Annotated in this window: 17 protein-coding genes; 7 read left to right on the forward strand and 10 right to left on the reverse strand. The window is 64.4% G+C overall.

What is annotated here, in order from left to right; all coding sequences use genetic code 11:
• Positions 1-138: 138 nt before the first annotated feature.
• On the reverse strand, positions 139-858 hold the full coding sequence (locus ACFPTO_RS05430) for a GntR family transcriptional regulator (protein ID WP_377709995.1): 720 nt from the start codon (positions 856-858) through the stop codon (positions 139-141).
• A 241-nt stretch (positions 859-1,099) separates the two neighbouring features.
• On the opposite strand from ACFPTO_RS05430, the gene ACFPTO_RS05435 reads away from it, so the two are divergent.
• Positions 1,100-1,489, forward strand: coding sequence for an HAD family hydrolase (locus ACFPTO_RS05435; protein ID WP_377709996.1), 390 nt, complete (start codon positions 1,100-1,102; stop codon positions 1,487-1,489).
• 151 nt (positions 1,490-1,640) lie between these two features.
• Here the strand turns inward: ACFPTO_RS05435 and ACFPTO_RS05440 are convergent, their stop codons facing one another.
• Positions 1,641-3,365, reverse strand: coding sequence for a long-chain fatty acid--CoA ligase (locus ACFPTO_RS05440; RefSeq protein ID WP_377709997.1), 1,725 nt, complete (start codon positions 3,363-3,365; stop codon positions 1,641-1,643).
• A 101-nt stretch (positions 3,366-3,466) separates the two neighbouring features.
• Positions 3,467-4,240, reverse strand: coding sequence for an SDR family oxidoreductase (locus ACFPTO_RS05445; protein ID WP_377709998.1), 774 nt, complete (start codon positions 4,238-4,240; stop codon positions 3,467-3,469).
• A 504-nt stretch (positions 4,241-4,744) separates the two neighbouring features.
• Here ACFPTO_RS05445 and ACFPTO_RS05450 point away from each other — a divergent pair.
• The 3 genes from ACFPTO_RS05450 (at position 4,745) to ACFPTO_RS05460 (ending at position 9,037) form a co-directional block, all read left to right on the forward strand.
• A complete protein-coding gene (locus tag ACFPTO_RS05450) occupies positions 4,745-5,962 on the forward strand; it encodes an MFS transporter (RefSeq protein ID WP_377709999.1) in 1,218 nt (405 codons plus the stop codon).
• A 277-nt stretch (positions 5,963-6,239) separates the two neighbouring features.
• Positions 6,240-8,000: an AMP-binding protein gene (locus ACFPTO_RS05455; protein ID WP_377710001.1), complete on the forward strand. Its 1,761-nt coding sequence runs from the start codon at positions 6,240-6,242 to the stop codon at positions 7,998-8,000.
• A gap of 101 nt (positions 8,001-8,101) precedes the next feature.
• Entirely contained in the window at positions 8,102-9,037 is a 936-nt protein-coding gene (locus ACFPTO_RS05460; RefSeq protein ID WP_377710002.1) for a DUF1571 domain-containing protein, read from the forward strand.
• An 11-nt stretch (positions 9,038-9,048) separates the two neighbouring features.
• On the opposite strand, the gene ACFPTO_RS05465 is transcribed toward ACFPTO_RS05460, so the two are convergent.
• Genes ACFPTO_RS05465 through ACFPTO_RS05485 form a run of 5 tightly spaced genes read right to left on the reverse strand, consistent with a single transcriptional unit; the run spans position 9,049 to position 12,644 of the window.
• Complete coding sequence (locus ACFPTO_RS05465) at positions 9,049-9,420, reverse strand: hypothetical protein (RefSeq protein ID WP_377710003.1); 372 nt, start codon at positions 9,418-9,420, stop codon at positions 9,049-9,051.
• A gap of 13 nt (positions 9,421-9,433) precedes the next feature.
• Entirely contained in the window at positions 9,434-11,002 is a 1,569-nt protein-coding gene (locus ACFPTO_RS05470; RefSeq protein ID WP_377710098.1) for an FAD-binding oxidoreductase, read from the reverse strand.
• A 44-nt stretch (positions 11,003-11,046) separates the two neighbouring features.
• Positions 11,047-11,955 (reverse strand): anti-sigma factor family protein, encoded by a 909-nt coding sequence (locus ACFPTO_RS05475; protein ID WP_377710004.1) that lies wholly within the window; start codon positions 11,953-11,955, stop codon positions 11,047-11,049.
• On the reverse strand, positions 11,952-12,491 hold the full coding sequence (locus tag ACFPTO_RS05480) for a sigma-70 family RNA polymerase sigma factor (protein WP_377710006.1): 540 nt from the start codon (positions 12,489-12,491) through the stop codon (positions 11,952-11,954). The genes ACFPTO_RS05475 and ACFPTO_RS05480 overlap by 4 nt, the downstream gene beginning before the upstream one ends.
• A gap of 12 nt (positions 12,492-12,503) precedes the next feature.
• Positions 12,504-12,644 (reverse strand): hypothetical protein, encoded by a 141-nt coding sequence (locus ACFPTO_RS05485; protein WP_377710007.1) that lies wholly within the window; start codon positions 12,642-12,644, stop codon positions 12,504-12,506.
• A gap of 646 nt (positions 12,645-13,290) precedes the next feature.
• Between ACFPTO_RS05485 and hfq the strand changes: the two genes are divergently transcribed.
• Positions 13,291-13,743, forward strand: a complete 453-nt coding sequence (hfq, locus tag ACFPTO_RS05490) for an RNA chaperone Hfq (RefSeq protein ID WP_377710008.1) — start codon at positions 13,291-13,293, stop codon at positions 13,741-13,743.
• Positions 13,744-13,970: 227 nt separating this feature from the next.
• Positions 13,971-14,153 carry a hypothetical protein gene (locus ACFPTO_RS05495; RefSeq protein WP_377710010.1) on the forward strand — a complete coding sequence of 61 codons (183 nt, stop codon included), beginning with the start codon at positions 13,971-13,973 and terminating at the stop codon, positions 14,151-14,153.
• Between the two features lie 394 nt (positions 14,154-14,547).
• Here the strand turns inward: ACFPTO_RS05495 and ACFPTO_RS05500 are convergent, their stop codons facing one another.
• Positions 14,548-15,318 (reverse strand): DUF2968 domain-containing protein, encoded by a 771-nt coding sequence (locus ACFPTO_RS05500; RefSeq protein ID WP_377710012.1) that lies wholly within the window; start codon positions 15,316-15,318, stop codon positions 14,548-14,550.
• An 873-nt stretch (positions 15,319-16,191) separates the two neighbouring features.
• Between ACFPTO_RS05500 and ACFPTO_RS05505 the strand changes: the two genes are divergently transcribed.
• Positions 16,192-16,677, forward strand: a complete 486-nt coding sequence (locus ACFPTO_RS05505) for a DUF2147 domain-containing protein (protein WP_377710014.1) — start codon at positions 16,192-16,194, stop codon at positions 16,675-16,677.
• Between the two features lie 153 nt (positions 16,678-16,830).
• On the opposite strand, the gene ACFPTO_RS05510 is transcribed toward ACFPTO_RS05505, so the two are convergent.
• Complete coding sequence (locus ACFPTO_RS05510; RefSeq protein ID WP_293041908.1) at positions 16,831-17,277, reverse strand: transposase; 447 nt, start codon at positions 17,275-17,277, stop codon at positions 16,831-16,833.
• Between the last annotated feature and the right edge of the window lie 59 nt (positions 17,278-17,336).

A 17,336-nucleotide genomic window follows, 5' to 3' on the forward strand; every position in this document is an offset into this window, starting at 1 on the left:
AGCACAGGAGCGCGTCCTGGAAAATTCAAAAGCCGCAAATAAATACGTACTCCACATCAATCATCAGATTGTTCGACGCTGCTGTTTAAACGAGAATGCAGCCGCAATTTCAGACGCAAAACTTATAGGCGAACGCGTTCAGTCGAGAAAATCACAATTGGCCTCGACAAACAGGGCAAGCTCGATCGAATGCTGGCGTACCAGTTGCTCGACGCGCGCCGTATCGCGTTGTTCGAGCGCCTCGATGATTCGCATGTGGTCCACGATCGAGCGCGACGCGCGGTCGCTCTGCGCGATCGTCATCCGCCGGATCGCACGCACATGCATGAAGATGTTCTTGATGGTCTCGACGATGATCGGAGACTTGGACAATTCCACCAGCGACTGGTGGAACATGATGTTCTTCTCGGAGTATTCCTCGATGTGTTCGGCCGGCATCGGATCGCTGAAGTCGGCGAACATGCGCCGCAGGCGGGCGATATCGTCGTCGGAGGCGCGCTCGCTCGCAAGTCTCGCCGCCATGCTTTCGAGCGCGGCCCACATATAGATCATCTCGACGATTTCTTCGCGCGTCTTGCGCAGGATATACACGCCGCGCCGCGGCACCGTGCGCAGAAAACCCTCCTGTTCCAGCAGCGTCATCGCCTCGCGCACCGGCGTTCGGCTCACGCCCAGCTTCTCGGTCAGCTCTTTTTCATCGAGCCGGATTTCGTCTCGCGAGCGGTAGATGTCGGTCTCCGCGATGGCATGTTTCAGCTTTGCATAGGCTTGATCGCGCAGCGAGACGGTGGCGTTGATGGGTTCGAGCGTCAAGGTGAGCTGGGCGATCCCAGCATCGGCTTGTCTATCGGCGGACATCGGTGTTTGTCTCCAACGTTCTGATTTGCCGGCTCTACTCTTAACATTCCATATTTTCAATACAATATATCAAGCAAAAACAAAGAATTCAGCCGGGTTTACGCTCACACCGCGCACAAAGCGGCTCGTTTCAAACAATCAATAAACGATGCCTTATACAAAAAGCAAAAAACTTTAACTATCGTTTATTTATCGACGCTTCTACGCTTGGCTCATCCGATCCGACATTGAGGAGACTGCAATGAGCCATTCACAAGCCAACCGGCACGGCACCGGACACGACCGCCAACTGGATGCGCATCTCGGCGCATTCAATTCGGCATTCGCGGAACTGGGCCTGCGGTTTCGCTGGGACGCGCAAACGCTCTACGCGCTTGCATCGATCGATGGCGAGCACGCGCGCATCGCGGCCTATATCGAAGCGCATCACCCGCACCTGCTCAATGCCTACAGCATCGACTTCCTGTGCGAAGCGATTCTCGCGCTCAAGCGCGCGCAGGTGCCGGGAGAATGGTTTCCGGAGCGCGCCGTGCAACGCGGACTGTCGAGAGAGCTACCCGCCACGCGGGCGCAATGGGAAGAAGACTGGCGCGAGCCGGGCGCGGGCGTACCGGCGCTCGCCGGTGCCTAACACGCGTAAGGGATTCAAAACGGCGCGGAGTTGCGGCGAATCGGCATGCAGATGATTCCAAGGCCGCAGGCGTGAGCGCTGTGGCCTCGGCTGGCCATCCGGCGCGCGCTGAGCGCGCCGGATGCGTCGTAACGCATTCGCGCGGAGAAGTTCAGCCGCGCGCTTGCGCCTCGTCTTCCTGAAGCTTGCGCCACAGGATCTTGCCGCTGCCCGACTTCGGCAGCGTATCGACGAACTGCACGATGCGCGGCGCCTTGTAGGCCGCCATGTTGGCGTGCGCCCACGCGATGATGTCGTCCTCGCTCACGCTGCCTTGCTGCTTCGGATCGAGCACCACGCAGGCTTTCACAGTTTCGCCGCGGCGTTCGTCCTGCGTGCCGATCACGCAGACTTCCTTGATCGCCGGATGACGGTACATCAACGCTTCGACTTCGGCCGGCCACACCTTGTAGCCCGACGCGTTGATCATCCGCTTCAGACGGTCGGTCATGAAGTAATAGCCTTCCTCATCGCGCCGCACGAGGTCGCCCGTGCGCAGGAAACGCTTGCCGTCGCGTTCGATGAAAGCGTCGCGCGTCGCCTGCGGATTACGCCAGTAACCTTGCATCACCTGCGGCCCGTGCATGATGAGTTCGCCCGATTCGCCGTCCGGCAATTCTTCGAGCGTGATCGGATCGACCACGCGCGCATCCACGTCGAATACCGGAATGCCGAGACACTGCGGCTTCGGACGCTGCGGCGGATTGATGTGCGTGGCCGCCATCGTCTCGGACATGCCATAGCCCTCGACGAATTCCAGCCCCGTGAGATCGCGCAGTTTCTTCACCACCGCATCGGGCATCGTGGCGCCGCCGCCGCGCATCCACGCTAGACTCGACAGATCGTATTCGTCGATGCGCGGATTCGAAATGAAATCGACCACCATCGTCGAAATCGCCTGCCAGCCGTTGATGCGATAGTGCTCGATCGCGCGCGCGGCGGCATCGCGATCCCAGCGCGGCAGGATGACGATGGTCGAGCCGTTGTAGAGCGGGCTGTTCATGCCGCCCTGCATGCCGGTCACGTGGAAGAGCGGCAGCACCGAAAGCTGCACGGCATCCTGGTTGCTGCCGAACCAGTTGCAGCCGCCCACCGCCGTGCTCATCACGCTGCGGTGCGTATGCATGCATCCCTTCGGCTTGCCCGTCGTGCCCGACGTATAGGGCATTACGCACAGGTCGTCGGGACCGGCGTTCAACGCGCCCGGAACGCAGCGCGCATCGAGCACGTCGGCCCAGTGGACGACGCCCGGCCCGGCAACATGACGCGGCGCGCTCACGAACTCCGGCGGCGGCGACGAAGGCTCGCGCTTGAGGTAATCGGAATAGGTGGCGACCAGCAGATGATGCAGACCCTCGCCCGCGCCCTCATGCACGTGCGGTGCGATCCGCGCGTAAAGATCCTGCGCAACAAACGCGGTCGTCGCGCCGCTGTCCTCGACGTAATGCGCGAGTTCCTCGGTGAGGTTCATCGGATTCACGGGCACGACCACGGCGTTGGCGCGCAGGATGCCGTAATACGCAATGATCCACTGCGGGCTGTTCTGCATGTAGAGCAGCACGCGGTCGCCTGCTTTCACGCCGCAGTGCTGCTGCAGATAACCTGCGACGCGCTCGGCCTCGTCCTTGAACTGCGCGAACGTGACAGGCGTGTCGTAGAAGTAGATATAGGGTTTGTCGGGAAAGCGCGCAGCCGAGACTTCGGCGTTATAGAACAGGTTCGTGGCCGGAATCGTCAGATGCGGCGACAGATGCGGCGGCCAGTGCGGCGAAGGCAGCGCACGTCGCGCGGGCGCCGCAGATTGAGAAGCGGACTGTGACAGTTCTGACGTGGACATGGCGGTTTCGGTCTCGTTGGATGCGCGCCGCTGCGGCGCGCATGTCGTGCAATCCGGGCATGCGCCGCGCATGAGGCGGCGCATGCTGGCTGTGATGAAACTCAGACGACGCTCGCGCCGCCGTCGACAGCCAGGTACTGGCCGGTGATGTGACGCGACGCGGCGCTCGCGAGGAAGACGACGGCGCCCTTGAGATCGTCGTCGTCGCCGAGGCGGTGCAGCGGCGTGCGTTCGATCACGGACTCGCCGAGCTGGTCGAGCAGGCCCGCCGACATCTTCGACGGGAAGAAGCCCGGGCAGATCGCGTTGACGTTGATGCCGTACTTGCCCCATTCGGCTGCGAGCGCACGCGTGAAGTGGATTGCCGCGGCCTTCGACGTGTTGTATGCGATGGTCTGCATCGGGCCGGGCGACGCTTTGAGGCCCGCCACCGATGCGACGTTGATGATCTTGCCGCGCTTGCGCTCGATCATGCAGCGTTTGCCGACTTCGCGCGCGAGGAAAAACGGCGCGTTGATGTTCAGGTTCATGACCTTGTGCCACGCCTCGTCGGGATAGTCCTCGGCCGGTGCGCCCCATGTCGCGCCCGCATTGTTCACGAGGATGTCGATCTTCCCGCATGCCGCCAGCGTTTCGTCGACGAGCGGCGCGATGCTCTCTGCGCGCTGAAGGTCGGTGACGACAGTCATCGCCTCGATGCCGCGCTCCTGCAAGTGACGCTGCGCCTGTGCGAGCTCGTCGGCCTTGCGCGCCGTGATCACGACGCGGCACCCCATCTCGCCCAGCGCCTCGGCCATCTGCAGCCCGAGGCCGCGCGAGCCGCCGGTGATGAGCGCCACCTGCCCGCCCAGTTCGAACATGTCCCTGACCTGCATGCTTGCTCCTCCTTGATCTGGGCTGGCCGGTGCGCGGCGCAGCCGATAGGGTTCGACAGACCCGGCATCGCCGGATCACCGACGATGGCGACCGATTCTAGCGACGCCTTCCATCCAGGTAAATAAGGAAAAGCACGGTCGTTCATTTGAAATGCGCAAAGGTATCGCGACGGCATCGCAAAGGTATCGCGTTGAAAAGACGAACCGTTGCGCGATTGAAATCCGTCATTGAATCGTTAATCCGAGTTAACCCGAGTTAACCTGACCGATAAATATGCGCAGAAAATCGATATTTTATCAATTACGTTTCTCTTTCCATTAACACAAATGGCTTTCAGTTGCGACAAATGCCCCCAGGGATTAGTCCGAGGTTGCCGCAACATTGGTGTGGATGTTTAATACCTGGCGTACACTCCCGCCAGGTCCATCGGCTGGCGCGTACCGGACCACACAAGACCTCGCCGCGACAGACGGTGCAGCGCAGCAATATCAGGAGAACAATCAATGAGCTGGACGCGTGAACAGAAGCACGTCACGATCGCCGCCTATCTAGGCTGGACACTTGACGCTTTCGATTTCTTTCTGACCGTATTCGTCCTGAAAGATATCGCCACGGCATTCAACGTCAAAATCCCTGAAGTCGCATTCGCCATTACGCTCACGCTGGCCATGCGCCCGCTCGGTGCGCTGATATTCGGACGCCTCGCCGACAAGTACGGCCGCCGCCCGACGCTGATGATCAACATCGGGTTGTATTCGGTGCTCGGCATGCTCTCGGGCTTCTCGCCGAATCTCACGACCTTCCTCGTCCTGCGCTCGCTCTTCGGCGTCGCGATGGGCGGCGAATGGGGCGTCGGCTCCGCGCTCACGATGGAAACCATTCCGCCGAAATCGCGCGGCATCGTTTCGGGCCTCCTGCAGGCCGGTTATCCGAGCGGCTTCCTGCTCGCCTCGATCGTGTTCGGCGTGTTCTATCAACACGTCGGCTGGCGCGGCATGTTCTTCATCGGCGTCGTGCCTGCGCTGCTGGTGCTCTATATCCGCCGTAACGTGCCGGAATCCCCGGCATGGAAGGAAATGGAAAAGCGCCCGCGTCCGAGCCTGCTCACGACGCTCAAGCACAATTTCGGCCTGTCGATCTATGCGATCGTGCTGATGACCTGCTTCAACTTCTTCTCGCACGGCACGCAGGATATGTATCCGACGTTCCTGCGCGAACAGCACCACTTCGATCCGCATACCGTCTCGGTCATCACCATCGTGCTGAACATCGGCGCGATCTGCGGTGGCCTGTTCTTCGGTTCGCTCTCCGAGAAGATCGGCCGCCGCAAGGCGATCTTCATCTCCGCGCTCATCGCGCTGCCGGTGCTGCCGCTGTGGGCCTTCTCGAGCGGGCCGGTGCTGCTCGCAATGGGTGCATTCCTGATGCAGATCTCCGTGCAGGGTGCATGGGGCGTGATTCCGGTGCATCTGAACGAGATCTCGCCCGACGAAGTCCGCGCGACGTTCCCGGGCCTCGTCTACCAGCTCGGCAACCTGTTCGCCTCGGTCAACGCGACGATGCAGGCGTCGTTCGCCGTCTCGCATGACGACAACTACGGCCTCGCAATGGCGGTCGTGGCCGGTACGGTGGCGGTCATCATCGCCGTGATGATTCTCTTCAGCCGCGAGCGCCGCGGCATCGACATGACGCAGTCCGCAAAGCAAGTGTCGGCTGTCTGATCGCGCATACGCAGTGCGGCCACGCGCCGCCGCATCGCAACACGAAACCGCGCGGGTTCACGCCCGCGCGGTTTTTCGTTTGTGCGTGATGTTCAGCAAGCTATCGCGCCGCGCCGCGGCATGGCACGATTCGGACTGACGAATGGCTGTCACACGGCTCACTGCTCGCTGCTGCTCGCCGTGGCTTGCTGCTGCTTGCTGCTGCCTCCTGCCATTCGCACCACGCTCCATGCCCGACGAACGCAACAAATACTCAAACGACGCCCGGAGAGACCTCATGACCGATCTGCCCTGCCCGCCCTCGACCACCGGCGGCGCCGCGCGACCCGCGCCGGACACCGACGGCATCTGGTACGCGTCGTATCCCGCGGACGTCCCCCGCGAAATCGACGTGCACAGCTACGCCTCGCTCACGCAATTCTTCGACGACTGCACCGCACGCTACGGCCAACGCGTGGCCTACGTGAGCGCCGGTTCGCCGATGACCTATGCCGCGCTCGCGCGCAAGGCCGCCGCGTTCGCGTCGTGGTTGCAGCGCGCAGGCGTTCAGCCGGGCGAACGCGTCGCCATCATGCTGCCCAACACGCTGCAATATCCGGTCGCGCTGTTCGGCGCGCTGAAGGCCGGCGCTATCGTGGTCAACGTGAATCCGCTCTACACCGCGCGCGAACTCACGCACCAGTTGCAGGACAGCGGCGCGCAAACCATCGTCGTGTTCGAGAATTTCGCAAAGACTCTCGAAGACGCGTTGCCCGGCACGCGCGTCAAGAACATCGTCGTGACGGGGCTCGGCGATCTACTCGGCGAAGGCTTCAACCTGAAGGGCCGCTTTATCAACTTCATGCTGCGGCACGTCAAGAAACTCGTTCCCGCGTACCGGCTGCCGCAGGCCGTCAAGCTCCTCGGCGCGCTCGCGCAAGGCGCACGGCATCCCGTCGCGCCCGTCGCCGTCAAGAGCGGCGATCTCGCGTTCCTGCAATACACGGGCGGCACGACGGGTGTCGCGAAAGGCGCGATGCTCACGCACGGCAATCTCGTCGCCAATCTCGTGCAGGCAAAGGCGTGGACGGCGGGCCAGCTCGACGCCGATCAGGAAACCGTGCTCACGCCGCTGCCGCTCTATCACATCTATTCGCTGACCGTGAACGCGATGGTGTTCATGGCGCTCGGCGGCCGCAACATCCTGATCGCGAATCCACGCGACATCAAACGCGTGATGAAGACGATCCGGCACGAGAAGTTCAGCTGCATCTCGGCGGTGAATACGCTTTACAGCGCGCTGCTCGATAACGAGGAATTCCGCCAGCGCGACTTCTCGGGCCTCAAGCTCGCGATGGCGGGCGGGATGGCGACGCAGCGCGCCGTCGCCGAGCGCTTCAAGGCCGTGACCGGCCAGCCGATCATCGAAGGCTACGGCCTCACCGAATGCTCGCCGATCGTGACGCTCAATCCCGTCGATATCGGCCACCAGCACGACTTCGACGGGATGATCGGCCTGCCCGCGCCGTCGACGCAGGTGCGCTTTCGCCGCGACGACGGCACGTGGGCGAACATCGGTGAAGCGGGCGAGCTGTGCGTGAAGGGTCCGCAGGTCATGCAAGGCTACTGGAACCGCCCCGACGAGACCGCCAAGGTCCTCGACGCCGACGGCTGGCTCGCAACCGGCGACATCGGCGTGATGGACGCACAGGGCTACGTGCGGCTCGTCGACCGCAAGAAGGACTTGATCATCGTTTCGGGCTTCAATGTGTACCCGAACGAGATCGAGGACGTGATCGCCTCGCATCCGGGCGTGCGCGAAGTGGCGGCAATCGGTGTGCCCGATCCGGTGCAGGGCGAACGCGTGAAAGTGTTCGTCGTGCGCCGCGACCCGACGCTCACCGAGGACGCGCTGATCCAGCTCTGCCGCGAGCAGCTCACGGGCTACAAGGTGCCGCGTATCGTGGAGTTCCGCGATGCGCTGCCGCAATCGAACATCGGCAAGATCCTGCGGCGCGCGCTGCGCGACGAAGTCGTCGGGAAGAAAGCGCCGGCCTGATTCGTTGATGCCGTGTCGGCACAGCTTCACCGCAGCTTCCCGCGCAGGTTCCCGGTGAGTGCGCGCCGCAACGGATCGACGAATTCATGGAGCGTGCGCCGATGAGGTTTCGCACAACGCCGTCTGCCTGTCTCCTGACCCTCTGCGCCGCGCTCGTGCTTCCGCCTGTGCTTCCTGGTGCCGTCGCGCGTGCGCCGTCCGCAGTAGCGGACATCGACGTGCGCGCACTCGCATCGCCCGGCGACGAATCCGGTGCCGACGTCGGGCGTCTGCCGCTTGACGATCAGGTCCGCTGGCTGCAACACGCCGCGCAGGACGGGAGGCTCACCACGCTCGACGACGCACAGCTTGTCGCGCTCTTCGCCTCGCTCGATCCGCGTACGCTGCCGCGCTACATCGAGGCAGGCCCGAACGGCTATGCGTCGTGCGAGTTCGTGCTGCGGCGCAAGGAGCGCATCCACGGCCGCTGGCCCGCCGAACCCGACCACATGCTCGTGCGGCTCGCGCACGCGCCGCTGCGCATCTACGCGCGCTGGCTCCCCGACGGCGCACACGCGGGCCAGGAAGTGCTCTACGACGCCGCGCGCCGCAGCGACGCCATGTACGGCCATCCGGGCGGCCTCTTTCACAGGGTGTCGCTCTGGACGCGACTCGACGGTGTGTTCGCCCATGCGCAATCGCGTCATCTGCTGACCGATCTCGGCACCGAATACATCGCGCACCGCTTTGTCGATGAGGACGCGCGCCTTGAGCAAGCGGGGCTCGTGCGGCCCGCGCAAATCAGCGTGAAGAGGGTGGACGGCGTGCGTGTGGTCGCGTTCACCTGGGACGTGCCGCCCGGCGAGAACGGTGGCTACGCGAGCAAGGAGACGCTCGGGCTCGATTTGCGGCATCCGTGGTTCCGCATGGCGCAGTCGTACGACAGCGACGGCAGGCCGTTCGAAGAGATCGTCTTCGAGCAAATCGAGCCGAAGTCCTTCGACGCGCCCACGTTCGATTCGAAGAACCCGGACTATCGCTTCCAGGCGTGGCGCTGATCATCAGCACATCAGCACATCACCACGACGGCGCCGCTCGGCGCGGCGAGACGCGCCAGCACGAACTGGTCGGAGGGCCGCAGCGCGGCAATCATGCGCGTGCGCGCTCCGGCGCGTTCGGCGCATTCGGCGCGGCGGGCAAGGCGCGCATGCCAGAGCATGCCGATGTCGTCGCCAGCGGGCCACGCCTCGATGCCCGTGCGCGCAGCATATTGCGCAAGCGCCCTGCCTCGCGCGAGCGCCGGATCGAAGAGCGCGATACACGCGCACGCACTCGCACTTTCGTCCGTGCATGCACCACGCACACCGCGCGCGGGCGCGACATCGCACGCGGCGGCGAAGAGCGCGCCGCCCGTCTCGCACAGAAATGTCCGCCGGTCCATCGCAGCCTCCCGCTTACGTGTAGCCGCGCTCGTGCCGCCACACCGCCGGCCACACGCCCTGCTTGCCCGGCGACAACACGCCATGCGGATCGAGCGCGTCCTTGAGGGTCTCCGCGAGACGCAGCAACGCGCCGTCGTTGAAGCCGTATTGCGCAGCGGCGAAGTCCATGTAAAGCAGATGCGAGCGGTACACGCCATAGCCCGCCGCGTGCGCATCGCTCATCAGTGCGCGCAGCAGATCGCCGGCACGTTCGGCATCGTTGCGCCGCTCGCGCGCGAAGATCGCCGCGAAGATGTGATGCAAATGGCGGCCCGCCGCCGTGAAGCCGCCGTAGTAATCGAAGCCGTATTCAGCCGCGCGCGCCTTCACGAGCGTGTACTGGCGCATCGCATCGCGCCCATCGGCGGGACACAGCGGCGAAAAATCCACATGCGCGCCGGAACCGCCGCGCCAGTCGAGCATGCGAAACGCGGTCATCGTCGGAATGCCCACGAGGTTGCGGTCCGCACCGCCTTGCGGCTCGTCGCCTGCTACGTCGTCCGCTAAGTAGCGGGTCGCGACGATGCGCGCGTGCGGCACCGCTGCAAACGCGCGCTCGACCACGCGCCGCTGCGCGTCGATGACTTCGGGCGTGCCGTACAGCCCGAAATGCAGATTCCAGCGGCCCACGCCGAGATCGCGCTGCATCGCGCTCACGGCAGCCTCCGGCATCGGCCCGTCGCCGTCGAACCAGCGCGTACGCGGCGCGATGCCCGCCGCGCGCCGGATCACGCCTTCGATCGCCGCATGGTTGCGGATCGTCCCATCGAGTTGCAGCGGGCGCAGCGTGTCGACGAGCGCTGCGAGATCGCCTTCGTCGGGCGCCTGCACCTCGCCGAGCAGATACGCCGGCGGCGCGGGCATCAGCCATACGCCCAGCTTCGTGACGACGCCGTAGTTCGACTGCGTGAAGAGCGCATCGAATCCGGGGCCGTAGCCATGCCGGTAAAGCTGCCATGCGGTGCCGGTTTCGATTGCGCCCATGCCGGTGCGCACGATGTCGCCGTTCGCGAGCACGACCTCGATGCCGCACAGCGTCGCGGCGTGATCGCCATAGGGCGTCGTGCCGAAGCCGCGTTCGAGCGTGTTGCCGGTCACGCTGCCCCACCCGGCAGCGGGCGGATCGACCCACAGCCGGTAGCCGCCGTCGCGCAGATGGGCGTACAGATCGAAGTAGCTCACGCCGGGTTCGACAAGCGCGTAGGCGAGCCGCTCATCGACGGCGAGAATGCGTTTCAGGCGCTGCAGGTCCAGCACGACCGATCCGGACAGACGCGGCGCCGCACCGCCGTAGGCGAAGTTGCGGCCCGTCGAAACCGTCCACAGAGGCACGCGCGTCTCGTTCGCGACGCGCAGGATCGCGCGGACTTCGTCCACGTCGGCGGGCAACAGCGCCGCCGACGGCGCGAACGCGCGCGGATTCGCAGCCGGTACGAAGGGATCGAGATACGGTTCGAGCGCCGCGCCGCCACGACACACGTTGGGTGTGCCGACGATTCGCTGGAACGCCGCCAGCGCGCGCTCGAAGTGTGCCTCGCTCATGCCCGGCGGCAAGATGCGCGCGGCGTCCTGCTTCGCGCCGCCCGTCACCACTGGCCCCACTGAGAGGGCTTGCCGCCCAGCGCGCCGCAGAGTTCGTACGCGATGGCCTGCAGCTTGCCTTCGGTGGGCGGGCCGGAGAGCGCGTAGCCCATGCGGTCGGTGGTCCAGTAGAACGTGCGTCGATTGCCGTCGCGCAGCAGGCGCACCGCGCCGCTGTCCTTGCCGGATGCGCCAACGTACAGCGTGAGCCGCTCGCCCGCATCGTTCTCGTACATGAACTGCGCAGCCGGTCCCGTAGTGCCCGGCAGCAGCCGTCCGCCGACGAGCGCGTAGCCATACTCGCTCAGCGACGGCACCGAAAGCGGCTTGCCGAGCCGCTTCGACAGCCACGCGACCAGATGCGTCTCATCGGCCGCGCCGACTTCGACCGGATGGCGTTGCTCGGGCGTATAAACGGCGTAGGCGACGTCCGCATGGCGCGCGAAGGCGTCGGGATCGTCGGGCGTGACAAAGCCGCCTGCGCGCGCGCTGTCCGCTTCAGCAACCGATCCGGCGCTTGACCCGGTAACCACCACGGTCGCTCCGCCGCGCGGCACGAATGCGGCGGCAGCGAGCGCGATGCCCGCACCCGCAGCGCACCAGGCGGCGGCCATGCCGAAGTTCCACCACCACGGATTGCGTGGCCGCAGCACGAGCCAGGAAGCCGGGGTCGGGTCCGCATCGCTTGCGCGGCAGAGCGCCCGCAACGCCGATTTCTGGGCGAAATACGCGCCAACGCGGTTTGCGGCGAGCGGATCGTCCGTAAGCCGTGCATGCAGTGCGGCCCGTTCGTCAGACGACAGTTCGCCGTCCACGTACGCCGAAAGCGTTGCGAGATCCGTTTCGGGCACGCTGCCATCGGCTGCTGCGGCCAGCAGGCGCTCCCGATCGCGTTCGAGGTCGTCGTGATTCATCGCGTAGTCCCCACCACCCTGAGCGATGCAGTGCGCCGCACGGGGTCCTGGCCGAGCAGCACCCGCAGATGTTCGCGCGCGCGCGACAGGCGCGACATCACGGTACCGGACGGCACGCCGAGCACGGCCGACGCTTCCTGGTAACTCAGTTCCTCGACACACACGAGCAACAGCACCTCGCGCTGTGCGGCGGGCAGCAGATAGAGCGCGCGCTGCAGGTCGCGCAGATCGAGCCCGTCGACCTCGCCGTGCGGCGCTTCGAGCGTGCGCCACGGCGCGCTTTCGTCGTCGACCGTAATCTCGCGGCGGCCGCGCAACTGGTCGATATAAATGTGACGCAGGATCGTCAGCAGCCAGGCGCGCAGATTGCTGTCGGGCCGAAACGAATTCCAGTGCGAGAGCGCACGCTCCGCCGCATCCTGCACGAGATCGTCGGCCCAGGCGGCGTCACCCGTCAGCGAGCGCGCATAGCGCCGCAGTGGCGCGAGCTGCGCCACCACTTGCGCCTCGAACTCCCTGGACGGATGGCGCAGCACCCCGTCCGCCCGTCAGTAACCGCTGCCCGAACTGCTGCCCGCACTTCCCGACGACGAGCTACCGCTCGTATTCATGTCGCTGCACGCGGCCAGCCCTGTCCCGGAAACAGCGACCAGCATCAGGAACACCAGTAGCTTGCAAAACCGCTTCATCGTCACCTCCTTCACAGGACGCGCCTCGCCGTGTTGCCCCGGATACCTTGCGAAGCGCGCGTTGCGCGACGCAAGTGCCGACAAACGGATAAACGCGTCTAAAGTCCCCGTTATTCCCGCTGCGTACGTTGTTTCTGGTTGTTTTATTGGTTGGATATCGTATGCAGTCGCGTGCATGTTGCATGTGAGGCACCGCACATAACGAATGGGGCGCAAGACGCGAGAATGACTGCCGCTGTAAAGCGAAAGTAAAGTGTCGGCAATCGGCGAGAATCAGTTGCGCACGGGCGGCCGCTTTGCACTACGCTGTGAGCGTACGCCGCAAATGCGGCGCACTGTCACAGATCGGGCGTGAGTGCCGTCGCAGGTGTCGTCACGGGTGTCCACGCAGGTTTCAGGCGCGGATGCAATGTAGCGGACGCCGAAGACGCCCTGGGCACGAGGCCGACTCCGCCCGCAACCCTGCCGCCGCCGAGGGAAGCAACGATGAGCACGACCCGCCACTCTGCCGATCCGGCGCCGAGCCGGTATAGTGCTGCAGTAGCGCGTGCTCACGCGCGCGAATCCCGCCGCCACAAGGTAGAATCCCGGCGAGCAAACGTTTTCAACTGAATGCGGCATCGAGCCGCCAGGTCATATTTCGTCCATGCCTTCCGCAGAATCGCATCCTCAAAACGACTTCATGAACGCCGCGCGCAAGGAACGTAAGCGCGTCGAAATCTATCTGGTCAACGGCATTCGCCTGACCGGCTGCATCGAGTCGTTCGATCAGTACCTCGTGATGCTGCGCACGCCTGTCGGCCTGCAAGGCATCTACAAGCGCGCCATCTCCACGATCCAGCTCGACACCGGCACGCGGCCGGGCCCGCGCCCGGCGCGACCGGCGCATGCCGGCGAGCACACGAGCCGCGGCGTCCATGGCAGCCACGGACCGCGCGAGCCCCGCGAACCGAGAGAGCCGCGCGAATCGCAGGAATCGTGGAGCGCGCCCGCCCCGTCAGGCGATCGTCCGCCGCAGGACGGCCCGGTGGTCGTCACGCGCCGACGCCGGCTCTACGGCACCGGCAATAACGGCGGCAACGACTCCGGCAACGTCTGAGCGGTATTGCTGCGCGCATCGCCGCGCACGCGTTTTCCACCGGAAACCGGCGACCCGACGCGGTCGCCGCACCGGTACGCAGCGGCGCGTCTGCCGCACATAGCGCCTCTTTTGCCACTTCCATTGCTTTCGGGCCGCACCGCACGTGCAGCCCGAAACCCGCCTGCATCCAGGGTTTTATCCGTTGGGATATGCTGAAACACGCACGTCCTGCCACGGAGAACATCATGAGTGCGTCGAAGAAAACCCCCATGCGGTCACCTGCAGATCCGCTCGACGAAGCGCTGGAAGAAACCTTTCCGGCGAGCGATCCGATCGCGGTCAGGCCTTCCCCAAGCAAGCCCGAGCATCACCACGCGGTGAAGCGAGGAAGACGCGCGGGCACCACATCCCACGGCGTCAGGCATTGAGTTGCGCGATACGCGCGGCAGCGCGCACGGCAAACATCGCACGCAGATGATCGTCGCGCGCAGCCGGGCCGCTGCAACGCTTCAAGAGGCTATGTCGGCAGTCCGGGAGAGAGGGGCACGCCGTAAATCACGCATCCAACAACGAGCGATGTTGGCGGCGGATGATCGCACGCAAGAACAGGCAAGCGCGCGCAGTGGCTAAATCACCGCGCGCGAAGGGACATGAAGCCGCCGAACGTCGCAGCCCCATGAAAGAAATGTGTTACGGCGAACCGGCGTGCCGAAGCCTCGTCGCGCAGGCGAGCACGCACAAAGGCGGCGGTACGTCCGGGACGCCCGTCCGCCCTTTGATCGCGAATGATTCATGCCGCCGCAAACCGCAGCGGCACGACACTTACTGCGTCGGCAAGCCGCCTTCGACCTGACGCTGCAGTTCGCGCACCTGGCGCTGCACCGAGCGCAGCTGATCTTGCGCCGCTGTCTTCTGAGCCTGCAGCGCAGTCGCCTGCTCGCGCGACTGCTTCTGCTGGTCGGCCACGAGCGCCTGCTGCTGACGCGCGACCGTGAGGTCGGCCTGCAGCCTGCTTGCGTGCTCCTGGGTCAGCGCAATCATGCGATCGGTGAATGCCTTCTGCGCCTCGAGGCGGATGCCGCGAATCTCGACTTCCGAAAGCTGCTGGGTCTTCGCCGCGAAATCGCGGTAAATCGCTTCGGCGCGCTTTTCGTCGCTCGTCTTGATGACGCGCCAGAACGTCTTGTTCTGGAACAGTGCAACGTAGTACGTCATCTCCTTGCCGTAAAACAGCAAGCTTGCGCCGTACGCACCGTTGTAGGTCTTGCGAAGCTCATTGAGCTGCGACGCGCCGATCATCTTCTGAAGCTCGGCCACGTTGCCTGCCGCGTTCTGCTGCGCCTCGTCTGGCGTCAGCACATCCGTCTGGCCCGGAGCTACCGATGCTGCCACAGTCGCCTGAGGCGCCGACGCCGCGACAACCGCGGCAGGCCGGGCCGCTGAATCCGTGTTAGCTGCTTCAACGCCCTGCGTTGTTTGCTGGGTGGTCGGCCCAGCGGATTGCAATGCAGACTGCGCGCAGCCCGCTTGCGTACCCCCGATTAGCACCATGACTGCCAGTGCCGCGTTTCGAACTCTCCGGTCGTAGTTCATGTAGTTCCTGCTTTGAACAGTTCTAGTTTTGGCAAAACGGCCTAATTATTACTCACTTTCCCCGGTTTCGGGCTTCTCATCGCAAAATTGCTGCTTCCACTACTTTTCCTGCAACACTTTTCGCCTGATACCGGGAAATCGTGACTTATCTTTGCGTCGGCATTTGTACCCGCAGCGGGTCTGGTAGACGGCAGCGGAGGCGACGCATCGCGCCCGCATGCCCGACACACAACTTCGCGATGCCAGTTTGCACCAGGAACCCTGCGTTGCCGGGCGCGAGTGTGGACTCGCCTTGAGCCGTCGCAAGGCTTACTGCCGCCGGCACGGCCATCGCGCCGATCTTCACGCCCCTCTGGGATGCCGTTGAGCGGCGTTGATGACGGAAATCGCGAGTTCAGGATGCAATGAAGTAGCGCGTTGCCCGCATAGGTTTGCCCGTATGGCGATCGAACTGGATCGTCTGAGATCGAAACGCAGCAAGCGAGTGTCGACAACCCGGACCTGCGCCTCGCTCAAGCACAAGGCGACGAGTGGCTGGGCCAACGGCCCGGATGCTGCTCAACGGTGCGCGCCGCGCGCTCAACGGCACAAGCACCGATGCGGCGATTAATAAGGATGCCTGCCGATAAACGATTGACACCACGCGCAGCCAGTCCGGACCACGCAAAGCACGGTGCAATTCAAGCCGCGACTGCGCCCTCATGCCAGATGGCTCGAACACGACATACGCGTCGCCACCGACCCATCGCGCGAGCGACTAGAGTCCCTCCTCTCAAACGGAGACACCGCTTTCGCGTATGCTGCCCACACCGCCGTGCACGGCGCGCGCGATGCGCGGTCCGCACGGCCAGGACAAACCATAGGAGACAAAGGATGAACCGGATCACCGGACGCACCGTTGCGTTCGCCGCGCGCGCGGCAACCCAGCTCGCGCTCGCGAGCGCCTTGCTCGGCGGCGCCATTGCGGCCTACGCCCAGACCGATACGCCGGTCGGCGTTTGGCAGACCGTCGACGATCACACCGGCCAGCCGAAGGCGCTCGTCCAGATCAGCGACGACGGCAGCGGCCAGCTCAGCGGCAAGGTCATCAAGGGACTCAGCGCCAACAATAATCCGGAGCGCAAGTGCACGGCGTGCACGGACGCACGCAAGGATCAGCCGATTCTCGGCATGACGGTCATTGACGGGATGAAGAAGACTGACGATGGCTGGGACAACGGTCACATCCTCGATCCGGAAAACGGCAAGGTGTACCGCTGCAAGATGCACGTCGAAGACGGCGGTCACAAGCTCGTGGTGCGCGGCTATCTGGGCATCGCCCTGCTCGGCCGCTCACAAACGTGGATTCGCCAGCAGTAGCAGCGTTTCGACGTGGATGAGGAGAACGGATGCGAAGCAGTGCGGGACCGCGAGACATCGCGCGCACCCGCCTGCATGCGCATCCGGAAGTAGCTTCGCCGGCCACAGCGAACCTGCGGGTCGGACAGCGGCCCGGCCAGGTCATGAGGCTATTCAGGAACTCGGGCGGAACAGCAGGCGATGAGTGGGGAATGGCGGCGTCCCCGTGGATGTGACCGGGCCGAACGGCGAACCCTTCTTCACCGGCGGCGGCTCGTTGCGCATGCCCTTGCCCGCGCGGTTCATCGGCTTGCGCATGCGCGATTCAAACGCATGGCAGACAACCGCGCCTTCGTCACCGAACAGTTCGGCCATCACGCGCTTGAGTACGCCTTCGTCGTACCAGGCTTTGAAGCGGCGATGGCAGGTCTGGTACGAGGGATAGCGGCGCGGCATGGCCGACCACGTCGCGCCGCTATACATGACCCACAGAACACCATTGAGTACCGACCGCGTATTGGCGAGCGGCCGGCCGCGCAATTCGGTACGCTGCCGCAATTCGGGGAACAGCGGCATGACGCGTTCCCATTCGTCCTCGTTAATATCGCGATGCGGGGTCAAGGTGTTCTCCTTTGTCGGGGCTGTCACCGACAAACGATATCCACTTGCCCCCGCGCCGA

This window comes from Paraburkholderia denitrificans (assembly GCF_042655705.1).
Taxonomy (GTDB): domain Bacteria; phylum Pseudomonadota; class Gammaproteobacteria; order Burkholderiales; family Burkholderiaceae; genus Paraburkholderia; species Paraburkholderia denitrificans.

What these genes read in the sequence shown, in the direction of transcription:
- ACFPTO_RS05455 (WP_377710001.1), top strand. Translation starts at nt 6,240, where the DNA reads ATGACCGATCTGCCCTGCCCGCCCTCGACCACCGGCGGCGCCGCGCGA.
- hfq (WP_377710008.1), top strand. Translation starts at nt 13,291, where the DNA reads ATGCCTTCCGCAGAATCGCATCCTCAAAACGACTTCATGAACGCCGCG.
- ACFPTO_RS05460 (WP_377710002.1), top strand. Translation starts at nt 8,102, where the DNA reads ATGAGGTTTCGCACAACGCCGTCTGCCTGTCTCCTGACCCTCTGCGCC.
- ACFPTO_RS05500 (WP_377710012.1), bottom strand. Translation starts at nt 15,318, where the DNA reads ATGAACTACGACCGGAGAGTTCGAAACGCGGCACTGGCAGTCATGGTG.
- ACFPTO_RS05485 (WP_377710007.1), bottom strand. Translation starts at nt 12,644, where the DNA reads ATGAAGCGGTTTTGCAAGCTACTGGTGTTCCTGATGCTGGTCGCTGTT.
- ACFPTO_RS05445 (WP_377709998.1), bottom strand. Translation starts at nt 4,240, where the DNA reads ATGCAGGTCAGGGACATGTTCGAACTGGGCGGGCAGGTGGCGCTCATC.
- ACFPTO_RS05450 (WP_377709999.1), top strand. Translation starts at nt 4,745, where the DNA reads ATGAGCTGGACGCGTGAACAGAAGCACGTCACGATCGCCGCCTATCTA.
- ACFPTO_RS05440 (WP_377709997.1), bottom strand. Translation starts at nt 3,365, where the DNA reads ATGTCCACGTCAGAACTGTCACAGTCCGCTTCTCAATCTGCGGCGCCC.
- ACFPTO_RS05430 (WP_377709995.1), bottom strand. Translation starts at nt 858, where the DNA reads ATGTCCGCCGATAGACAAGCCGATGCTGGGATCGCCCAGCTCACCTTG.
- ACFPTO_RS05435 (WP_377709996.1), top strand. Translation starts at nt 1,100, where the DNA reads ATGAGCCATTCACAAGCCAACCGGCACGGCACCGGACACGACCGCCAA.
- ACFPTO_RS05470 (WP_377710098.1), bottom strand. Translation starts at nt 11,002, where the DNA reads ATGAGCGAGGCACACTTCGAGCGCGCGCTGGCGGCGTTCCAGCGAATC.
- ACFPTO_RS05495 (WP_377710010.1), top strand. Translation starts at nt 13,971, where the DNA reads ATGAGTGCGTCGAAGAAAACCCCCATGCGGTCACCTGCAGATCCGCTC.
- ACFPTO_RS05475 (WP_377710004.1), bottom strand. Translation starts at nt 11,955, where the DNA reads ATGAATCACGACGACCTCGAACGCGATCGGGAGCGCCTGCTGGCCGCA.
- ACFPTO_RS05505 (WP_377710014.1), top strand. Translation starts at nt 16,192, where the DNA reads ATGAACCGGATCACCGGACGCACCGTTGCGTTCGCCGCGCGCGCGGCA.
- ACFPTO_RS05465 (WP_377710003.1), bottom strand. Translation starts at nt 9,420, where the DNA reads ATGGACCGGCGGACATTTCTGTGCGAGACGGGCGGCGCGCTCTTCGCC.